13 protein-coding genes are annotated in these 22,986 nt (G+C 43.5%); 5 read left to right on the plus strand and 8 right to left on the minus strand.

What is annotated here, in order from left to right:
- Positions 1 to 2 precede the first annotated feature (2 nt).
- Complete coding sequence (locus BHV72_RS10040; RefSeq protein ID WP_022041770.1) at positions 3 to 1,124, plus strand: hypothetical protein; 1,122 nt, start codon at positions 3 to 5, stop codon at positions 1,122 to 1,124.
- Here the strand turns inward: BHV72_RS10040 and BHV72_RS10045 are convergent.
- Genes BHV72_RS10045 through BHV72_RS10055 form a run of 3 tightly spaced genes read right to left on the minus strand, consistent with a single transcriptional unit; the run spans position 1,090 to position 3,709 of the window.
- Positions 1,090 to 1,794: an SAM-dependent methyltransferase gene (locus BHV72_RS10045; RefSeq protein WP_122336526.1), complete on the minus strand. Its 705-nt coding sequence runs from the start codon at positions 1,792 to 1,794 to the stop codon at positions 1,090 to 1,092. The genes BHV72_RS10040 and BHV72_RS10045 overlap by 35 nt on opposite strands.
- A 43-nt stretch (positions 1,795 to 1,837) precedes the next feature.
- Positions 1,838 to 2,845: a gliding motility protein GldB-related protein gene (locus BHV72_RS10050; protein WP_286855693.1), complete on the minus strand. Its 1,008-nt coding sequence runs from the start codon at positions 2,843 to 2,845 to the stop codon at positions 1,838 to 1,840.
- A gap of 6 nt (positions 2,846 to 2,851) precedes the next feature.
- Positions 2,852 to 3,709 (minus strand): enoyl-ACP reductase FabI, encoded by an 858-nt coding sequence (locus tag BHV72_RS10055; RefSeq protein WP_005677274.1) that lies wholly within the window; start codon positions 3,707 to 3,709, stop codon positions 2,852 to 2,854.
- A 350-nt stretch (positions 3,710 to 4,059) separates the two neighbouring features.
- On the opposite strand from BHV72_RS10055, the gene BHV72_RS10060 reads away from it, so the two are divergent.
- The 4 genes from BHV72_RS10060 to BHV72_RS10075 all read left to right on the plus strand — a co-directional run bounded on the left by BHV72_RS10060 (position 4,060) and on the right by BHV72_RS10075 (position 9,548).
- Positions 4,060 to 5,679: a glycoside hydrolase family 28 protein gene (locus tag BHV72_RS10060; protein ID WP_122336527.1), complete on the plus strand. Its 1,620-nt coding sequence runs from the start codon at positions 4,060 to 4,062 to the stop codon at positions 5,677 to 5,679.
- A 158-nt stretch (positions 5,680 to 5,837) separates the two neighbouring features.
- Complete coding sequence (locus tag BHV72_RS10065; RefSeq protein ID WP_055172131.1) at positions 5,838 to 7,079, plus strand: DUF4861 domain-containing protein; 1,242 nt, start codon at positions 5,838 to 5,840, stop codon at positions 7,077 to 7,079.
- A gap of 5 nt (positions 7,080 to 7,084) precedes the next feature.
- Complete coding sequence (locus BHV72_RS10070; RefSeq protein WP_286855696.1) at positions 7,085 to 8,761, plus strand: glycoside hydrolase family 43 protein; 1,677 nt, start codon at positions 7,085 to 7,087, stop codon at positions 8,759 to 8,761.
- 127 nt (positions 8,762 to 8,888) lie between these two features.
- On the plus strand, positions 8,889 to 9,548 hold the full coding sequence (locus BHV72_RS10075; RefSeq protein WP_122336530.1) for an HAD family hydrolase: 660 nt from the start codon (positions 8,889 to 8,891) through the stop codon (positions 9,546 to 9,548).
- 248 nt (positions 9,549 to 9,796) lie between these two features.
- Here BHV72_RS10075 and BHV72_RS10080 read toward each other — a convergent pair whose 3' ends face one another.
- The 5 genes from BHV72_RS10080 to BHV72_RS10100 all read right to left on the minus strand — a co-directional run.
- Positions 9,797 to 14,428, minus strand: a complete 4,632-nt coding sequence (locus BHV72_RS10080; protein ID WP_286855699.1) for a glycosyl hydrolase family 95 catalytic domain-containing protein — start codon at positions 14,426 to 14,428, stop codon at positions 9,797 to 9,799.
- Between the two features lie 14 nt (positions 14,429 to 14,442).
- On the minus strand, positions 14,443 to 16,248 hold the full coding sequence (locus BHV72_RS10085) for a right-handed parallel beta-helix repeat-containing protein (RefSeq protein WP_502691102.1): 1,806 nt from the start codon (positions 16,246 to 16,248) through the stop codon (positions 14,443 to 14,445).
- Positions 16,249 to 16,250: 2 nt separating this feature from the next.
- Positions 16,251 to 18,680 carry a glycoside hydrolase family 2 TIM barrel-domain containing protein gene (locus BHV72_RS10090; protein WP_286855701.1) on the minus strand — a complete coding sequence of 810 codons (2,430 nt, stop codon included), beginning with the start codon at positions 18,678 to 18,680 and terminating at the stop codon, positions 16,251 to 16,253.
- Positions 18,681 to 18,812: 132 nt separating this feature from the next.
- Complete coding sequence (locus BHV72_RS10095) at positions 18,813 to 21,038, minus strand: glycoside hydrolase family 3 C-terminal domain-containing protein (RefSeq protein ID WP_286855703.1); 2,226 nt, start codon at positions 21,036 to 21,038, stop codon at positions 18,813 to 18,815.
- Positions 21,039 to 21,342: 304 nt separating this feature from the next.
- Positions 21,343 to 22,986, minus strand: a 1,644-nt coding sequence (locus tag BHV72_RS10100; RefSeq protein ID WP_286855704.1) for a M60 family metallopeptidase, incomplete at its 5' end; no start/stop codon positions are given.

The following is a 22,986-nucleotide window of genomic DNA, read 5'->3' on the forward strand; positions in this document are numbered from 1 at the left end:
AGATGGATCATAAAGGAATACTTTCTTCCGCATTTAACATGTCACTGGGTTTTATCCCCGTTATTATTTCCATTTTATTGTGCGAATTTATAACGCAAGACACGGCTATTTACATCGGTACAGTCATAGGTATCGTAGGTGTATATCTTTCTTATCATCGTAAAGGCATATTGCTACCCAACTTTATTCTTTATATATCGGCAGGAATACTGATTCTTCTTTCCCTGGCAGCCCTTATTCCGGGCGATTATGTTCCTGAAGGTGCACTTCCTCTCACATTGGAAGTGAGCATTCTCATACCGATGCTAATACTCTATATGCACAAGAAAAGATTCATCAACCATTTCTTGAAACAGATAGGTTCCTGTAACAAACGCCTGTATGCACAAGGGGCGGAGGCTGCTGTTGTTTCTGCACGAATTGCTCTGATTTTCGGTATACTTCACTTTATTATCATCAGTATCGTGATAATCTGCCAGAACCCGTTAAGTTCTACCAGCAAACTTACTCTTTATAAAGTGCTACCACCCATCGTCTTTGTCATGAGCATTCTATTTAACCAGATTGCCATTCGCTTCTTCAATCACTTGATGTCTCACACTGAGTACGTACCTATCGTCAACACCAAAGGAGACGTCATTGGAAAGACTCCTGCAGTAGAGGCGATCAATTACAAGAATGCATATATCAATCCGGTCATAAGAATTGCTATCTCCACACATGGGATGTTATTTCTCTGCGACCGGCCTTCGACAGCTATTTTGGATAAGAATAAGACAGATATTCCTCTGGAATGTTACCTGCGTTTCGGCGAATCCTTGTCCGACGGTGTTAATCGTTTATTAACCAATGCTTTTCCACATGCCAAAGAAAATATAAAGCCGGAGTTCAATATTGTTTATCACTTTGAAAATGAAGTGACCAACCGGCTGATCTATCTGTTTATCGCTGAAATAAAAGACGATGCAATCCTTTGTACTCCCCGCTTCAAGAACAGCAAATTATGGAGTTTCAAGCAGATTGAAGAAAACTTAGGCAAAGGATTCTTCAGCAGTTGTTTCGAAGATGAATACGAACATTTAAAAGGAGTTATTTGTATAAGAGAAAAATACAGGGAATCTTAGACAGTTCGGGCACGTGTCCTTTCCAATCCTTCACCGTACGCGTTTGTATATACTCTCCTTCACAAGTAATATTGGCAGCAATACAAAGTTTGGTCTGCGGGCGGCAATTCTGCAAAATATCTTCTATCATCTTATGATTGCGGTAAGGCGTCTCAATAAATAGCTGCGTCTGGCTTTCGGAATACGCCCGCTGTTCCAAAGTTTTTAATTTCTTGGCACGCTCGTCCGGTTCAATCGGCAGATAACCATGAAAAGCGAAACTCTGTCCGTTAAAGCCGGAAGCCATTACGGAAAGAATGATCGAAGAAGGTCCTACCAAAGGAACAACCTTTAACTTCTTGCGCTGCGCGATAGCAACCACATCCGCCCCCGGATCGGCAACAGCCGGACAACCGGCTTCGGAAATCACTCCCATAGAAGCACCGCCAACCAAAGGTTTCAGATAACCGGAAATGTCTTCAGGTGAAGTGTGCTTGTTCAACGGGTAGAACGTCAGCGCATCAATATCAATCCCCCGGTCCACTTTCTTCAAGAAACGGCGGGCAGAACGAATATCTTCAACGATAAAATGCCGGATACCGGAGATAATCTCCTTATTATAAGAAGGCAAAACCTTTTCGACAGGTGTATCACCTAGAGTCACAGGTAGTAAATAGAGAGCAGTTTCCACTTTTAAAATTGAGAATTGAGAATTAAAATTGCCAATGAAGCTATCAGGAAGCCAGATAATCGGACTGGTTCAACATCTCGTGATAGTCGGTAAATTCCAACAAATCTTTCAGCTTCATATCCTTATGCTTTTTCATATAGGAAGAAACAATCTGTGCGCCTATCCATATACCCACTGATGCAGGCGCTTGTCCACCCAGCATTTCAACTGCAGGGGCAGGTTTCATATAATAACGGATGATCATCGGGTCACGCGCATGCAAATGATCGTTGGAACAAATATGTTCCCAAATAGCCTTTTCGTTTTTCTTGCACCAGGCATTTTCCTCATCCGAATAACCGATTGCATCACCAATATTATCATAACCCAACAAATGCTGCACTACATAATTGATCTTCCCGGAATGCATCATCAGGTCAATCAGGCAAGTCCCCTCGTGATAACTCATTCCGTAACGGTCGAGGAGATAGAATACAAAACAATCCGGCACAATACGTTCGGGACGCATTGAACGGCATTGATAGTCGTAATAGAAGCGTTTGTAAAGCGGGTAATCTTCCCCCATATATTTATCGAGGCTGATACCGAGCAACGTGTCTACAAGAATAATAGACTCGTTGAATGCGGATATCTGCGAATAGACAAACGGCACCTTCGTACCAGGGACCTCTTTTTTCAGTTTCCGGAATCCTTTATTCAGTCCTTTCTCCACTTCATCAAGATTGGGGAACTTAGCTTCCACGTCACTCACTAAGCGGACTAACGTAGTGTCCGAATAGAATTTTTGAAGACGCTGAAAAATGGTATCGTCTTTCACGGTACCGATAGCCAGTACATCTTCAATCAGAATTTTCGTCGGCTGGCGGTAATCCATTGTCAGCTTCTGCATAGCAGAAAAGCTGTTGGAACGAACATATTCGTTCAACAGCTTATCATATCTCAGAACAGAAATCTCTTCTCCTTTCTGCTCCGTACCTTTTCCTGTGCTTATCCCGCAGGAGGCGAAAAGTATACTTATTAATATAACAAGAAGAGAAATCCGTAGTTTCATAATCTTTTATCCGTAAATGATATTACCATTTTCGTCCATATATTCATCCAACCCTTTCTCATAGGTAGCCATTGCACGAAGACTCATACCTACGCTGGAGAAACCACCGTCATGGAAAAGGTTCTGCATAGTCACCTTACGGGTAAGATCGGAGAACATCACGATACAATAATCTGCACATTCATCGGCAGTCGCATTTCCGAGCGGAGACATACGGTTGGCGAAGTCGAACAACTTATCCATACCTTTCACGCCCGAACCGGCGGTAGTGAATGTAGGCGACTGTGAAATTGTATTCACACGCACACTATGCTCGCGTCCGTAGATATAGCCGAAGCTGCGTGCAATAGATTCCAGCAATGCTTTTGCGTCTGCCATGTCGTTGTAGCCGTAGAAAGTACGCTGTGCAGCCACATAGCTCAATGCAACGATTGAACCGTAATCTGCAATCGCATTCAGTTTCTTGGCCGACTGAATCATTTTATGGAATGAAACGGCTGAAATATCCAATGTCTTATCCAACATTCCATAGTCAAGGTCATCATAAGTACGTTTCTTGCGTACGTTGGGAGACATACCGATAGAGTGGAGCACAAAATCAATTTGTCCGCCCAGTATATCCATTGAGGTCTTAAACACATTCGACAAATCCTCTACGCTCGTTGCATCTGCCGGAACAATCTGGCAATTCAGTTTCTCTGCTAAAGCATTGACTTCTCCCATACGGATAGCCATTGGAGTATTTGATAATGTAATTGTTGCACCTTCTTCTACGGCACGCTCTGCCACTTTCCAGGCAATAGACTGATCGTTCAGAGCACCGAAGATAATACCTCTTTTTCCTTTCAACAAGTTATAACTCATATCTTTTAATCGTTAAATTTTGTGCAAAGATAGGAACTTTCTGCATAAAAACACGAGATGTGTGCAAATAATAGACAGAAATGACAAAAAATACACGTAATCTATCAATTAGTCCACATCCTCTTGAAGTTTCCCACCTATCTTTGCGAATGATAATTAAGAGGTTTTTTCATAATATTTATTTAAGGTTAGAATTAGGTTAACATGAATTCGTCTTATTCCGCTCCGGCAGGCTGCCTGCGAAAGATCGCCTGCGGAGGGACATAAGAATTATGAAATCATCCTTATTAATATCAACAATATACCAAGAAAAACAATAGATGTATAACCCTATAGAATTAGATTACTAAATGAACACATTGACAAAAAGACTCCTCTGGATAGCCGTATGCTGTTTGCCGTTTATCTCGGGATGTAAACAACCCAATGAGAATGCAGTAAGCAAGAATGCAATAAGCGACGCACTTTACCGGAATTTACCTTTTGAAATGCCCGAAGTGCAACAACCGGCTTTTCCTGCTTATGAGGTAAACATCGAAAAATTCGGAGCCAAAGGAGATGGATTATTCCTGAATACAAAGGCGATCAATGATGCGATCAAAGACGTCAACCAACGTGGTGGGGGGAAAGTGATTATCCCTGAAGGTATCTGGTTGACCGGTCCTATCGAGTTGCTGAGTAATGTGAATCTTTATACAGAACAGAATGCATTGGTACTTTTCACAGGCGACTTCGAAGCATATCCTATCATCGACACTTCTTTTGAAGGGTTGGAAACCCGTCGTTGCCAGTCACCGATCTCGGCACGGAATGCGGAGAATATCGCTATCACCGGCTATGGCACGTTTGATGGTAACGGAGATTGCTGGCGTCCGGTGAAGAAAGAGAAACTGACTGCTTCACAGTGGAAGAAACTGGTCAATTCGGGCGGTGTCCTGGATGAGAAACAGGAGATATGGTATCCCACCGCAGGTTCGCTGAAAGGAGCTATGGCTTGCAAAGATTTCAACGTACCCGAAGGAATTAATACAGATGAAGAATGGGCTGAAATCCGTCCGTGGTTGCGTCCGGTATTGCTCAGCATTGTGAAAAGCAAGAAAGTGTTGTTGGAAGGCGTAACTTTCAAGAACTCTCCGAGCTGGTGTCTGCATCCGTTGTCCTGCGAAGATTTCACGGTTAATAATATTATGGTTATCAATCCATGGTACTCACAGAATGGTGACGCGATTGATTTGGAATCTTGCAAGAATGCGCTGATTATCAACAGCGTATTTGATGCGGGAGATGATGCGATTTGTATCAAGTCGGGTAAAGACGAAGATGGTCGCCGTCGCGGAGAACCTTGTCAGAATGTGATTGTGAAGAATAATACAGTACTGCACGGGCATGGAGGATTCGTGGTAGGTAGCGAGATGTCCGGAGGTGTGAAGAATATCTATGTAGAAGACTGCACATTCATGGGTACGGATGTAGGTTTACGATTCAAGAGTACTCGCGGACGTGGCGGTGTGGTAGAAAACATCTACATTAATAATATCAACATGATTAATATACCGAACGAGCCGCTATTGTTCGATTTGTTCTACGGCGGAAAAGGTGCAGGAGAAGAATCGGAAGAAGATTTGCTGAATCGTATGAAGACTGCCATTCCTCCGGTAACGGAAGAAACTCCGGCATTCCGTAATATTCATATTTCAAATATTGTTTGCAGAGGTTCGGGGCGTGCGATGTTCTTCAACGGTCTTCCGGAAATGCCAATCAGCAATGTGACGGTTACAAACGTTGTTATGACGGAAGCTACGGATGGAGTTGTTATCAGCCAGGTAGACGGAGTTACTTTAGAAAACGTTTATGTAGAATCGGCAAAGGGTAACAATATATTAAATGTCAAGAATGCCAAAAACCTGACTGTCGACGGAAAAGTTTATGAAGAACTGGGTGCAAAAGGACAGATTCTGAGCCTCAAATAAGATGCATTCCAGAAAAAAAGAAGAAAACCACAATATCATTATATAGAGTAAAAAGCTCAAATAGCAGACTATTTTATCCTTAAAAGATAGACGGTCTGCTATTTTTTCCGTTACTTTTGTGACAAAGAAATACAACGTATAATATCAGCTTTAGAAGCATGAAAAAGAATATTCTTATTATCGCTTTCCTTTTAGGGAGCGTCATCCTACCCACCTTGGCTCAGAAACAGGAAAAGACGATTACGATAGAGGTACATAATAACTGGAACCAACCACAAACGGATGCACCGGTAGTGATCAGCCTACGCGAGCTTCAAATGGGGTTCAAGGTAAAGTCTGCCGTAGTCATGGAAGGAAGCGATGAAATACCTTCCCAACTGGATGACTTGAACAGGGACCGCAAAATGGATGAATTGGCATTCGTTACCGAACTCCCTGCCCAGGGCAGAAAAACATTCCGGATTACTCTTTCTTCGGAAAAGAGCACGAAGACTTATCCTGAACGGGTTTATGCTGATATGTTTATCACAGACCACCGCAAAGGGAAACATCAACGGGTACAGGCTATTACCGTTCCCGGTACCAGCAATATATATAGTATGGTACGTCCTCACGGTCCGGTGTTGGAATCGGAGTTAGTAGGCTATCGTCTTTATTTCAATGAAAAGCAGACGCCGGATATATATGGCAAATTCAACAAAGGACTGGAAATCAAGGAATCTCAATTCTATCCTACGGATGAACAGCTAACCAAAGGATTCGGGGATGATGTGCTGCGGGTATTTGACAGCTGCGGTCCGGGTGCCTTGAAAGGTTGGGATGGACAGAAAGCAATACACGTCACTCCGGTGGAGACCCGCACGGAACGTATCATCTCCTATGGACCGGTACGTGTCATTGCAGAAATCGAAGTGACCGGCTGGCAATATCAAGGCTCGGAACTGGATATGACGACACGGTATACCCTCTATGCCGGACACCGAGATCTCCGTATCGAGGCTTTCTTTGACGAACCGCTCAAAAAAGAGATATTCTGCACAGGAGTTCAGGATATTGTAGGTAATTCCAAATCTTTCTCCGACCATCAAGGTCTTGTAGGAAGCTGGGGTACGGACTGGCCCGTAAACGATACAGTGAAATATGCCAAAGAAACAGTAGGACTCGGCACCTGCATTCCTCAACGTTATGTGAAATCGGAGGAGAAAGATAAAGCGAACTTCCTTTATACAATTACTGCTCCGGGAAGTAACTACTTCCGGTATCACACCACGTTCACTTCCATGAAAGAAACTTTCGGATATAAAACCCCGGAAGCGTGGTTTGCTTATCTCCGCCAATGGAAAGAAGAACTGGCACATCCCGTCACTGTGAAAATTAAGGATATCTGTATAACTAAATAGGGATTATGAAACGATTGACACAGACTTTAGCTTTCTGCCTGCTTACGGTTTTCACCGCAGTAGCACAGAAAAACTATGTATCCGAAGTATGGGTTTCCGATCTCGGAAACGGCAAATACAAAAATCCGGTACTCTATGCCGATTATTCCGATCCGGACGCTTGCCGTGTAGGAGATGATTTCTATATGACTTCATCCAGTTTCAACTGCCTGCCCGGATTGCAGATTCTGCATTCCAAGGATCTGGTGAACTGGACAATTATCGGCGCTGCCGTCCCCAATGCCCTTACTCCTATTGAAACTCCGGAACGACCGGAACACGGTAACCGTGTATGGGCACCGGCCATTCGTCACCACAACGGTGAATTTTATATCTTTTGGGGAGACCCTGACCAGGGGGCTTTCATGGTGAAAGCAAAAGATCCGAAAGGTCCGTGGAGTGAGCCTGTTCTTGTAAAGCCGGGAAAAGGGATTATCGACACTTGCCCGTTTTGGGATGAGGACGGAAAAGTATATATGGTACATGCATACGCAGGAAGTCGTGCCGGACTGAAAAGTGTAATCACAATCTGCGAACTGAATGCAGAGGCAACGAAAGCAACCACTCCTTCCCGTATCATATTTGACGGACACGAGGCACACCAGACTTGCGAAGGTCCCAAAATGTATAAGAGAAATGACTATTACTATATCTTTCATCCGGCAGGCGGCGTACCGACAGGCTGGCAGGTCGTGTTACGTTCCAAAAACATTTACGGTCCTTACGAGTGGAAAACGGTATTGGCACAAGGCAACTCTCCCGTCAACGGGCCTCATCAGGGAGCTTGGGTAGATACCCCTACCGGAGAAGACTGGTTCCTTCATTTCCAGGATGTAGGCGCTTACAGCCGTATCATGCATCTGCAACCGATGAAATGGGTAAACGACTGGCCTGTCATCGGAACAGACAAAGACGGTGACGGTTGCGGTGAGCCTGTTTTGACTTACAGGAAACCGAATGTAGGAAAGACATATCCCGTTTGTACTCCACAGGAAAGTGATGAGTTTGACGGTTATACCCTTTCGCCACAATGGCAATGGCACGCTAACATCAACGAAAAATGGGCGTATTATGCGGGAGACAAAAGTTATGTCAGGTTATACTCTTACCCGGTGGTAGAAGAGTATAAAAACCTGTGGGATGTAGCTAACCTCTTGCTACAGAAAACCTCTTCCGATAATTTCAGCGCAACGATGAAGCTGACGTTCAGCCCTAACCTGAAAAACAAGGGTGAACGTACCGGACTTGTCGTTATGGGCAGGGACTATGCCGGACTGATTCTTGAAAATACAGATAAAGGTCTTGTGCTGTCGCAAGTTGAATGCCTAAGAGCGGATAAAGGAAAACCGGAAGAAGTGAGAGCCTCCGTTCCCCTTTCTCAAAATACGGTTTATCTGAAGGTACGTTTCAGTTGTGACGGAAAGAAAATCAAGAGCAGTGAAGGCGGGCACGACCTCATTGCAATGTGTAATTTCAGTTATAGCCTTGATGGGAAAAAGTTTGAATCATTCGGTGCTCCTTTCCGGGCAAGAGAAGGACAATGGATCGGTGCCAAGGTTGGTATGTTCTGTACTCGTCCTGCCATTGTTACTAACGATGGCGGTTGGGCAGATGTGGATTGGTTTCGGATTACAAAGAAATAAAAAAGAGTAACCAAATACAAAAAGACGCTCCTGCATCATAAAAATCTTGCAGGAGCGTCTTTTCTTTTCTACCTTTGTAAGCGAAAAGATCCAAGATAGCAAGATTAATTATAAAACAGAAAGCTCAATGAAGAAACTAGTTATATTCGATTTGGACGGTACATTGCTAAACACCATTGCCGATCTGGCCCACAGTACCAATTACGCATTAAACAAATTAGGATATCCTACCCATGACACTGAGAAGTATAACTTTATGGTGGGAAACGGTATCAACAAGCTTTTTGAGCGTGCTCTGCCCGAAGGAGAAAAAACAGAAGAAAATGTACTCCGTGTAAGAAAGGAGTTCATTCCTTACTATGACGTTCACAATGCAGATGACAGCCGTCCTTATCCGGGTATTTCAGAACTTTTATCCTATTTGCAATCCGAAGGTATACAGCTTGCAGTAGCTTCGAACAAATATCAGGCAGCTACCGAGAAACTGATAGCCTACTATTTCCCAGAGATCCGCTTCACTGCCGTTTTCGGCCAACGGGAAGGAGTGAACGTCAAACCCGATCCGGCAGTCGTCTTTGATATTTTGAAATTAGCCGATGTAGAAAAAGAAGATGTTCTTTATGTCGGGGATTCAGGAGTCGATATGCAAACGGCAGCTAATGCAAATGTAACAGCCTGTGGTGTAACATGGGGGTTCCGACCTCGAACAGAATTGGAAAAGTTTAATCCGGCGTATATAGTGGACTCTGCAAAAGAGATTGAAAAACTGATATCATCGACTTGCTAAAATGACCTATTGCAAATGTTATTCTCATAACTTAATCGTCAACGCTTAATGAACTGTAGCAAAACTATCGTTCATTCTCATCATAACTAACAGACAATGAAAGATTATACCACCATAATCAGTCGATTTTCAATAAGAAACCTTTATCGTTGCACTCCAGTGAACAGGCTTGTGCACTGAAGTGAATAGGGCTATCCACCTGAGTGCACCGATCTGTTTACCAGAGTGCAACAATAAGGATGAAGGAACTATTTGCATACTACATGATAGACTTCATTCTCCCTGACAGAAAAAGCACAATAATCACGATATATAGTAACAGGCACTGTTCTTCCATTAGCTGTCACTTCTATCTCCCGGTCCGGCCACGGATTCCGGATCTTGCAAACAGGTGCTTTGCCTGCCTGAATTTTCAACTCGGTCACTTGAGCCCCATCATACGAAGCCGACACAAGAAAACCTCCTTTAGCCCGAAGACGTGTAAAGGATGCCGGTTTCTTCATCCAGTCGGGAAAAAGGTAAAGCACATCATCTACCGTTTGTAGCATCATGGAATGTACCGCCTCCATAATCGCACTCTTCTCCAGACAATGGTGCCCATCCGTAATCAAGAAGTTCTTTCCCGCAGTTTCAGCCTGATACCTCATCTTGTCGATAAGTATTTCCGGGTCGAAAGCTACGCGGGCTCCCATCACATAAGCACTCAAGCCCAATTCGTTCATGAGTTTATAGCCCTCCTGTGCCACAAAATAATAGTGGACCGTATTGCGTGCAATCTGAAGAGCTTCAGGAGATGATGCCAGATTCAAGACTTCACATGGATAAGCGGCATGTAACTGTATCATGTGATTCGGCGCATCCCATCCGGCTTCATTCTTGGCATAAACAGGTAGTCCCTGGTTCGGTTGCCGGGTAGGCATAATCACTTTGTAGGCCGGAAGATGATCCACAATATCCTGCCATTTGTCTCGTCTGCCCGCATCCATGTTCAGGATTTGGCTATAACGCAGCAGGAGCCGGAATGTCTGTTCCACAAAAGCCACATCCGACGGCGGATTCAGGTCCCACGAGTTTTCATGTCCCCCGGTGGTAATCGTATATCGGTAGGAATTACCGTATCGTTCTTTTTGAATGTAATCTTCGTAAAAATCCCCACACTCCCTGATAAAAGGATAGGCTCTTTCACGTAGAAAAGTTTCATCACCGGTGTATTCGTAATACCAGCTAAACAACGGTACATTGAAAGGAGCATTGACTGTTTGCTGCCAGTAGGTACAATAAAAGCCACCAATTCCCAACGCACTGACAGGAAATAAAAGCCCCCTGCACGATTTTCCTTTCAGCGAAGGGTGTACCAATTCCAATTCTTCCTTTGCCCGCCTTCTACCCTCCGGAATCATCCCTTCAAGAAAACGGTAGTAGGGCATGGCAAGCTCGGGACGGTTAGATGAAAACATACTGTAAAATCCACCTTGGCTATTATAATTCAGATGAATATCTCCGTGGTAGTTCATTTCGTCATCCATATTCCATACACCATACATTCCTCCGCAAGCAGGAGAGTGTTCGTCATAAGCCGAAGCCTGTAAATAGACAGAGACAAGATATTGCCTGTCAATCAGGTCATCGCCGGTCTCCACATACGAACGTCGCCACATCTCTGTCCACCAAAGATCTTTCTGCTGTTTCAACCGACGGAGATCTTTTACCGACAAAGAGGTTAACCGGACGTAGGCTTCATCAAGACGCGCGTTATCTTCAGTACCTCCGCCCGATACATAAGTGACTACATACACCTTCTCACCTGCATTCAACGTGAAAGTACTTTTTACATTGTTTTCTGTATCCTGCTTCACCGACGAGACTGCCCCGATAATACGGGTAGAGACACCTGCTTGCGAAATCCAACGCACACTGTCTGTCAACGTCCGGCGATATGCTTGGGCAATAGTACCTTTCACCATCGCCTTATCCTCATAATTTGAAGTTGTTCCGCCTGCATAAGTATCTACAGTGATGGTAACAGGGTGTTCGGAAGCAGTGACAAGTTCCGTCACTATCACGTTGGAGCCTCTGCCCATCCAGCTTGTCATCTCCACAGCCGGCAATGTCCCGCTTGTCATTCGCAATTCATTACCCAACATATCCATTTCGTAACGGAACCCTTCGGCAGAAGGAGCATCAACCGATACTTTTATTCCTCCTATCGGAAGGGCCGCCGGTCCCCTGCCCGTCCAATCCTCCCAACCATCCGTCACGAAATCGACTTTCGATATACGAATGGTCTGGCTATTGGCAGTTGTATGGCTGACACATCCCACATCTCCATTGCCCATAAAAGGTCCCATAGGTGCATGCTTGTTCCGTATACTTTCGTAAGAGAAAGGTTCTTCCCATTTGGCAGTCAGCAAGTTTCGCTTTCCGGCGAAAAACGTTTCGTCTTTTTGTTCATCATACATAGACTCCATCCTCTGCATTTGAGCCCCGACCGCCTGCCGTCTCCACTGAAACGGCTTATCCTTTTTCAATTCCAGACATTCTTTCATCCCATCGTGTGCCCATTCCAAAGTCTCATCAGCAACAGCGTGAATGGTAAACGATTCAAGTCTGCCTGCTTTCCAGCAGATGTCCAGTGTGTGCCCACCATAAATACGCATTCCTTTGAGCGAACCATCGGGAAATCCAACGGGCCAGGCGGGCAAGAATTCGATATATCCGGATTTTGTAAACACCAACATCTCCATCAACAAACGAGGAAAACTCAATATCGCATCTAGATTGAAGATAGCACGTCCCGGCTCATGGGAAGTGATTAATCCGTCGTAAAGATAGTTCCGCTTACTAAAACGCTCTATGTTTTGCCGCACCTTATCCGCATCTCCCAAACGGGCGGCCTGAAGCGCCAGATGAATCAAACCGTGAGCAGAACTTGTATCAAATCCGAAACGTTTGTCCAACGCCACTTTTGCCGCCTTCTGTAATGCAGGATCGGCATCCGACCCAACCAAGTCAATCCCCGGGAAGACAGGATAAAGGTGGGAATTATGGCGGTGATTATAGATATCGGGATAAGCCGGATCCACCCACTCAGCCAAAGCGCCGTCATTGTTAATGCGGTAAGCCGGCAATTTCTGCAGTATAGCATTCCATCTTTCCATCTCAGCAGAAGAAGCATGGAAACGTCGGCCCATGTCACAAAGGAAAGTAAACACTTCACGGGCTATCGCCACATCCATAGTAGCATCTTTACTTAACCATGTATTCGTACCTTTCGGAGCGTTTTCCGGAGAAATAGAGGTTGTGATATGATATAATCCGTCAGTACCTTCCACCAAATAGTCTTCGTAAAAATCAGCCATTTCCTTGTATAAAGGATAGACTTTCTCTTTCAGATATGTCACATTGCCGGTCAACATGGCATATTCATACAAAGGACGCAAATTCCATCCTGCCCCACCTGCCCAAAACATCCATGGAAAGGAACTACCGAAGTGTGTCAGGTAGCCATTGGTAGGATCATTGTAATGAGCAACGACAAAGCCGCGGCAACCTAAATAATTGCGGGCGTTCAGTCGCCATCCCGGCAGCAGGCTTTCTATGTGTCGGTTATAACTTTCGGCACATTCGGGCAGGTTGCTCATCGTTGTGGCGGATATAGCCAGATTAAGATTGGAATCCCAGACGAAGCCTCCAATCCATGCAGGTTTCCATCCTCCACTCCATATTCCCTGTAAAGGAGGAGGGAATTTTCCACACGAAGAAATCAACAGATAACGTCCCATGGCATGAAGTTGTTCAAGGAACAAGGGTGTTGGCCCTGTTTCTTTGATCTGTGCCAACATCTGTTCAGTAGGCGTCACTGTCCATTGTTCACCACAACCTAAATCCAACTGCATACGGTGAAATAGTTCGCCGTGTTTTTGCGCATGAGGCCGCAACAACTTGTCATAGTTTGTAGCCAACTTATCCAGCCCGGCTTTGACAGCATCCAACGAAGCATTTCGGGCATCTTCCTGCGGGACAATACTCACTATAATTAATACTTCTTCTGCATTTCTGACTACCAACGATTTACCTTTCGTCTGTATGTTTCCTCCTCTCAAAGTAACTTTCGCCACTCCATCATATCCGCCGGGATCTTTGTCGTATGCGGCATGATAAGTGAGCCAATGCCCGGAAGCTTCCCGATTTACCTCAGAAAAGGCATGATCCAAATCGTGTTCAAAGTGTTCTCCTTCCCGTCCGGGAGTTTCCTCCAGACTAAGTTCCACATTTATTTTCCCTTTGTTGTTTGCTTTCAGGCGAATGACATTCACATTGTCTTTCCTTGAAGAAAAAACCGATTCTGTAAAACTGCCTGCACCTTGCTTCCAGACAACAGTCGCTTCCCCCGTCTCCAAGTTCAATTGCCGCCGGTAATCTGCTACCGGAAGAGGCAACTTGTCCAACTGACGGATGCAAAGATCGAAAGCCGGATGCGGAATTAACGGCCATCGTTGATTAGCTCCCATTGCACGCAATTGTCTTTCTGCCTCATCCGTCAACAGCCAAGCCGCTTCATCCGATTTACCTTTTTCCATTAGTTGACGAACGTATGGCATCAATTGTGCAGTTTGCGGAACAGTCACTTTATGCCTGTCCCATCCGCGGATAAACAATTCTTCATGAACACAAGTGATTCGTTCTTCCTGCGGACGTCCCGCTATCAAACTGCCAATCTTCCCATTGCCGGTCACGAAAGCGTCCTCCCATTGCAATGCAGGGTTCTTCGACCAGATAGTCCAACGACCGATAGAAGAATTAGCGGCAGCCAAGACACCTGTATTTAGCAAAAATCCCAATAATATTCCTAATCCACAGATTAAAACATGCTTCTTCATAGTTACTGATGATATTAATTCCATGTATCATATACCTTAACCCGCACCCTGGAATCTCCTTTAAATTCAATAGCGCCGGGTAAGTTCCCTCTTTTTTTACGCTTTCTCCCCAAATAGTCTTTATCGAAAGCCTTCTTTCCATCCGGCAACTCAATCCGCTGTCGGGGAATAACAGCTTCTCCCAATTGCTGCGAACAGACCAATGCTTTAGTACATTCCTTGCTCAATGATTTCGTAGGGATGAACTCCAGATACCAACCATCAGCCATTTCTTCTACTCTATATTGCACCAGTGTATCTACTACATTCCCTTCCATCTTTGTCGGCAATTTGCTATTCTCGTACATACTCAAATTTTCCCGTAAGAGCAAATTATTGAAGTAACACACATTCCCGCAAGGACAATCATGGTATCCCTTAATTTGAGTGTCATGAGGAAACATATAAGGAGTTTGCCGTTCATCCACATCGCCTGTAGGCCATATTTTCCAAGCAATTGTATTGTGTACAAAAGCAACTCCTTGTGAAAGTTTGACTTGCGCCAGTTCGGGCGACAAAAATAAATTATTATCCACAATGATGGGACCGTGGTTCACTTCCAAGGAGAAATCCTGTACTCTGTTGTCGTGAAGGAGATTACGTGTCACCCTTGTACCTTGTGTCATCCAGTCCAGCCAAATGCCGCCCTCCGTCCGATAAATGTGATTGTGTTCTATCACAGCGTCTATAGCCGCATGCAGTTTGATACCGGCCAATTCGTATCCCCAAAATGAAGAACTTCCGATATCATGAACCACATTGTCGCTAATGGTACTGAAGATTGCTCCCAAACTACCTGCGATACCGGCTTGTCCACAGAAAGAAACACGATTGTGGCGTACCGAATGACTGCCGATATGCTCCCTGTTCCATTGGTTGTCCAATGCCCTTTTGACAGTGCCGACATATCCTTCTACGCTTTCTGCCTTATTATCCCATTCATCTCCGTATTTACCTAAAGTAATGCCCACACATTTTGAATGAGTAACCACATTGTCCTCTATAGTCCATCCTTTACTCCAATGTGTACCGATAGCCCCTATTTGTTCAGCAGTGGGCGGTGCCCATGGCGTAGCAGCTTGACTGACGTGAAAACCTCTTACTGTAATGTAGTTGACAAACGGTTTCTCCGGATAGAATACCGTCCGGCGTACATTAATCTCCACCAGTTCACGGTTCGGATCGCATCCCGGAAAATTGGCCCATATCCATGTACTGTCATTTCCTACTTTACTATACCACAACTGACGATTACCTTTATTCAGAAGCACATCTTCCAACCGTTCCGTTTCCGCAAGGGCACGGTCATTCAAATATACTTCTCCGGTATGCGACCATTGTCCTCTTGCCAACCAATCACCATGTATCGTATCATTGTACGGATTGAAGTCGCCGAACAAACTATTAGGGATCACCGTTTCCCATGTCTCATTGTTCAGCCGTCTCCAATTTTTAATGACTTCGGAACCTTTGATTTCCACTTTTTCTCCTTCAGCCGCTTGATAGGTTATCGGTCGCTCTTTAGATTCTCCTCCCCGCGGTGGAGCAACTCTCTCCCTGTAAACACCTTCGTGTACGATGACAACATCTCCCGGGTATGCCCGTTCGGCCGCAGTCTGAATATGACGCAATGGAGCTGTCGCAGAGCCATCGGCACTATCATTTCCACTAATAGAAACATGCCACTGCCGAGGTGATTGTAAAGACTTCACCTCTTTGGCTTGTGCAAAGACACACATATATAGCATTGCATAAGTAGCAATAACCTTCATTAAACTCATACTTATTCCTTCCCTACCTTTAAACTTTTACGGGTAGAAAAACCTTTACCCGTAGCATTTATATTGATTTTCGAAATCTCACCGGTTCTCACCAAAAATGAAGCGACTCCTGCTTCCAGTGGATACGAAGTAGGACCTACGATTTCTCCTCCTTGTACCGACAATTCTACAGGAATTCCGTTAACAGGACAAAGTACTCCTTGTTTGTCCAGCATTCTGACATATACAATCAGCAAGTCATTCTTTGTAGCCGGTTTGCCACTCTCAAAATAAGTAATATCCAGACGTTCCGGGACTCCGGGAGTCTTCACCGTATATTCTGCCACTTTTTTCCCTTGATGATAACCGACAGCTTTCAATACCCCTCTCTCCTTAGGTACTCCATAAAACGTGAACGGTGGGAAATGAAGATTCTTGCCATTGCCTCCATTCGGTACGGGAATATAGTCACTATCCGGGCCTTTGTCAGCTGTTTGCCGTCTGATAGTTTTGCCATTTAAAACCAGTTCTACCTCATCCACATTACCGTACACCATTACTGTATCAGATAAAATTTCGTCCCTATACGCCGGAATAAATACCTCATAAGGCATCTTTCCCGAAGGTAGCATGCTACCTTCCGCAATCTGTGTTCTGAAAAAAGAAAGACTGAATTTAGGTAATCTAAAGATGTCGGCCACACCACTATAACAAATATTATCGCAACATCCCCGATTGTAATCATACATACTCCATACCGCATCCCCCATTGTCTTTGGATAATAAATACGGTATCGGTTGTGCGACCATTGCGCATTCCATGCGTTCTGAAGTTGAGCCTTTTCTCCGTCTCCCCGTCTGATACGTGTTGTGCTGTAATGCCCGCCAAACTCATAATCATAATATTCGCGTATAAATCCCGGTTTACCACTATTATTGGGACGTTTGAAGCCTTCTTCCCAGTCATTGTAACAGACATCAAATCCTTTATAACCATACGAATCGCCTGATGTGAAACATTGATCTCCCGGCAGTTCCTCATGGGCAATCTTGACTACTCCGTCTTTCCACTCGGCCGGAGGCCATGACTCATTAAGCGTTGTTTCCCACATCACAATGGATGGATGATTACGATCACGACGAATCATGTCACGCACATCCCGGTGCGTGAGCGATATGAACAACGGATTTTTATTGAAAAACTGCCATCCGGGTATCGGTTCTATGGCAAGAAGTCCCAACTCATCGCAAGCATCCAATGCAGCAGTAGCTTGCGGATAATGTCCCAAACGAACAATGTTGAATCCGTTTGAACGAATTTGATACATATCACGATATTGTGCCTGATCGGAAATAGCATTACCTACATACGGATATTCCATGTGTCGGTTACTACCTACCAACCTAAGCGGTTTTCCGTTGATGACAAACCCTTTTTCAATACTCATTTCTATATGACGTATTCCTATACGAGTTTCTTCCTTATCTACCACTTTCCCATTTTCTACGACTTCTGTCGACAACACATACAAATTCGGTTCATCCGGACTCCACAGAGCCGGATGTTTCACCTCCATGCGCTGGTTGTTTTCTATTGTTACGCCAGGGTGCAATGTGAGTGTTTCTGAAATGTTCTGTACTTTTTTATCCTTTCCTTTCTGCTTTTTCCAAGTATAAAGCGTGTGTCTAAGTTCCACCACTTTTTCCTTATCAGAAGTATTCTTTATTTCAGTTTTCGCATCCACTACCGATAACTCCTGCGACACCTTCGGATAGGTAATAAATATACCTGCTCCTGCCGGATGTCCGTCAAGAATGGGATGAGTAATATGTACATCAGCTTTCGCTATCAAGTGTACATTCCGATAAATTCCCCCATAATAACAAAAATCAAGTGTTTCCAACGGTTTTCCGGGAGGAATCAACGAATTGTTACGGTTGTCCAAACGGACTAATAATTCATTTTCTTTACCCGTTTTCAACAATCCGGTTGCGTCTACCACAAATGGGGTGTATCCTCCGGCATGTTGCATGACATGCTTACCGTTAATCCACACGTCGGCCAAGTGCATCGCGCCTTCAAACTCTATCCAAATATGCTTCTTCGCCTCCTCCGGCGTAATGGTAATCTTTTTTTTGTAATAACAGATACCTTGCCACTGATGCAGCACAGTCAATGGTTCTACAAATGGCGTATGCGGAAGAGTAATTTGTTCCCATTGTTTGTTCTCCAACTGCCGCAGTTCCGCTCCCAAAGTATTTTGCGGAACAGCCAATTCGCTATTCCCGTTCATATCCATGTGCTGCACATTGTATTGTGAACTCCAGTCACTTCCCTGATTCTTGATTTCCGCTTTCGACGTTTCATCGGAAATACGACAAAAGTTCCAATCCAGACTGATACAACGCTTCTGCGCAAGCCCCGGAGTCCCGAGGCTAAACGCAAATAGCAATAATAAAAAATAAAGCCTGTTATGAAGCAGTCTTTTTATTATAAAATTGCAACAAGGAATATATAAATTTACATTATTATACACATACATATCTAATTTCAATTTAAAATAAAGTCTAATAAAACGTTGATATCAATATAAAAAATATTTAGGGATTCCCTTTAGCCCAATCGATTCAGATAAAATCTTAGAAGTAAATCTTTTGGGAGCACTTGGACAAACATTTCCAGCATAAACAGTTATCGTTCCAGGCACAGTGCCAATACCTCCAGTCTCATCTACATATGCTAAATCTCTTGCAGAAAGCTTGAACTCTACAACTTTGTTTTCTCCAGGGTTAAGATTTACCTTTTTAAAACGGACTAATTGACAAAGTGGAGCTTCCTGAGCAATTGCTTTATGCGATAAATAGAGCTGTACAACCTCTTCACCGGCAAATTTGCCTGTATTGCTCACTTCAACCTTTACATTTAAGGTATCACCGATTTGTACTTCTGAAGGACATTCCAATTTCTTATATTTAAAAGATGTATAACTCAAGCCATATCCAAATGGATATAACACATCTCCGCCAAAATAACGATATGTTCTGTTCGACATGGAGTAATCTTTTATAGGAGGAAGATCAGCATCAGAATGGTAAAAAGTGACAGGTAATTTTCCTGAAGGATTATAACGGCCGAACAATATATCTGCCAAAGCAGTACCGGTAGACTGTCCACCATACCATGCTTGAATAATGACCGGCAAATTTTCTGCTTCCCAATTGAAAGACATAGCACCACCGGACATACAGATAAATATTAATGGTTTACCCAATAGATTCAATCTTTTCATTACTTCTGTTTGAATAGCCGGTAAAGCGATTGTAGTCCTATCACCTCCCACAAATCCTTCAAGCCCTCCGGCATCTCCTTCTTCACCTTCTAATATTGGAGAGATGCCACCGACATAAATTATTAAATCAACATCTTTATATTTATCGGCTAATCGCTCCAAGTCTACTCCCTCATTCAATTTAACAAAGTCGGATACCGAATCATATATAACCTCAATACCCTTTTCCGAACGTAAAGCCTCCAAAAGGGTTATGTTTCGACTAGGAATACCATTATAATTCCCAAGTTGTGTTATCCGGTTATCAGCATTAGGACCAATGAGCGCAATCTTTTTTATTTTAGACGACAATGGAAGTACTTTCTTTTCATTTTTCAACAGAACCATTGATTGGCGAGCCATCTTAAGTGCTTGTTCCTGATGTTCCCGGGATTCAAGCACCTCATAAGGTATATTTGAATAAGGCACCTTGCATGAAGGGTCAAACATACCTAAGCGGAAACGTATTTTCAACAGTTTCTTTAAAGAAATATCAATCTGTTCTTCAGTGATCAACCCTGCATTAACCGCCGCCGGTAATGAACGGTAAGTATCCCCGCACTCCAGATCTGTTCCATGTAATACCGCATCTGATGAAGCAGATATAGAATCCGTATGTGTTTTATGCCCGTACAAAAAATCCGTAATAGCCCAACAATCTGAAGTAACATATCCCTCAAATTTCCAATCATGAAGTAGAATTTTTCTCAGCAGCAGATTACTCCCACAACAAGGCTGCCCGTTGAAGCTGTTATAGGCACACATTATGCCTGAAACATCTGCTTCTTTTATCAATCTATAAAAAGCGGGTAAATAGGTGTCACGCAAATCATGGTCGCTGGCAGTTGCATTAAATTCATGCCTTAACGGTTCCGGGCCGCTGTGGACAGCAAAATGTTTGGCACACGCGGATACTTTTAAATAAGTAGAATCATTGCCCTGTAATCCTTTAACCATTGATATTCCCATTTCGGATGTAAGATATGGATCCTCACCGTATGTTTCATGACCGCGTCCCCAACGAGGATCACGGAATATATTTACATTAGGAGTCCAAAACGTTAGTCCCGTGTATCGATTAAGGGTATTTCCTTTTTTTACAGAGGCATTATATACTGCTCTTCCTTCGTCGGAAATCATTTCGGCGGATTTGAATAGTTCTTCAGGGTTGAATGAGGCTGCCAGTCCGATAGGTTGCGGGAAGACAGTCACCTTTTCTGTGGAGCGTGCCACACCGTGCAGACATTCATTCCACCAGTTATAGTCAGGAATTCCCAGACGATTAATTCCTCTGGAAGTATGTGTCATTTGAGACACCTTTTCTTCCAAGGTCATACGAGATACCAAATCGTTGACACGTTCGTCAATGGACAAATCTGTGTTTAAATAAGGAGGAATCACCTGAGCTTGTAAGGAAGTCGTTATTATTATCATTCCAAATAATAAAACTTTAGTAAAGTATCGATTGTTCATTTCCAGCATTTAATAAAACAAGTTAAATATAAATTCTGCAATTGCTATTTTTTACCAGTTAGAAATCTTAATATTATCCATAAACGGTTTCAGTCTTTTCCCTTCTTTAATCCACATATAAGTACAACGACTGTCAGTAGGATATATCAAATTTAATTGGAAATCAATCGGTTCTTCTTCAAATTTGAAGAAGAACCAATCAATCAGTTACTTATCCCTGTTTCCGGTAGAGATTACTTTCTATGTATCCGGATTCGGTAAACGATATCGAGTAGTCCTGTTATAATCTTTTTGTATCTTATTGAATCCGATATCATTTTTTTCCATAGACCAAAGTTCTTGTTCCATCCCAAGAAACAGCCTCAATGCGTGTGGAACCTTCGGGATAGCAAACCTTTGTTTCACTCAGGTCAGGAGAATCTGTTCCCACAATGGCAGCATATTTCAATTCATCTCCCTGATAGGTTTCAAAGACTACGGCATTTTTCCACACATCGTGATCGATGACAATCCAACCATTATTTCTTACCTTGACACCTTCATTATAAGTTCCTTCTACTGCTAATTTGTCCTTAAATGACTTCTGACTATTGGCTGATAAATAATAAAGTACGGGAGTAGCCGGTTTAGAATACTTGGAAGCATACTTCACCAACTCATCACAATCTGCTTGGGTAATAGTCATTTGTCCACGTGCATAGTCGTCCAATTCCTTATCAATAGGCTTCAGCATACCTGCCTTGATAAAGAAGTCGGTCAAATCCTCTTTCACAACATCCATAGTATTGCGCATGAAATTGAGCTGGAGTTGCCCGTTAGTCAATTGTGATTCATCCGTATTGCGTACAATCTCAGCCACATCACCGTACCAATCGCGTTTTTCTCCTCCCACAATCTCACGATAATATTTCACAAAGTGATCGCCTCCGTAAGGATACTTAGAAGGATCCATATTATCCTGTCCCTTTTGACAGAGCCACTGTTCCCCTTTGATGATGCCATAATTGAGATATGAATTAAAACGTCCTCCCAGGACATTGTTATCATTTCCATCGTTACACCTTTCACGTTCCAACGGCATATTCTCTCGATAGAATTTATATCGTGCACATACAGAATATACATTATTAGTCACTTCAGTGGTTGATACCCATTTCAACCCCGGTCTGATTTGATTGACATGTCCGAACTCATGCGCAATGGCCCAAACTCCTTCACGCAAAGATTTGGTGGTGCTGGCCAATTCGTTCATACAGCCTTCATACCATCCGGCTCCCCAACCATCAGCAAACAATCCGTCTTTGGTTACACGAGCAAACATATGGTTTTTAGGTCGATGTCCCCATTTATCTAATCCCATGAGTTCATGTTCCAATTCCACTATATCGTCATAGTTCTGTATCAATTTTCCTAAATTGTCACAATAAGTCTTTATACTGTTCACCCCAAACACCAGATTAACACGATCGCCTTTGATATCTATGCAACCATAAGTAGCTTTATTCAAAATTTCACGCCAGTCGGCCGATACATCCCGATGTTTGTCGTAATATCCGTTCACTTTACCGGAAGCGATATGCAATTTAAGAGCTGGTGCAGTTTTCCAATTCGGAGTATAATACTCAATATAACTCAATCCTCCATGTGCAATCCTCAACTTGTTAATACCCTCACTTAAAGGATATGAAGTCGGATCCGGTGTACGTTGTCCTTGTCTTATTGCATCGAAATCGTACACTTTCAAATTCACTTGTTCTCCATTGGTATTGCCTAAAATTACGATAGCCTCCTCGCCATCCTTAAAATAAATACCTGTGGGGTTCTCAAACGGATTATACCCACTAGTTTTCAGTTCTGCCGCCAAATCGTTAATTTCACGATAAGGTTCATAAGTTTGCACACGGTACTCCAAATCATAGGTCTTGTCATACAAACTTTGCGCTATCATTCTGAAAAA

Origin of the sequence: Bacteroides sp. 43_46, assembly GCF_001915455.1 — a bacterium.
Lineage (GTDB): Bacteria > Bacteroidota > Bacteroidia > Bacteroidales > Bacteroidaceae > Bacteroides > Bacteroides caccae.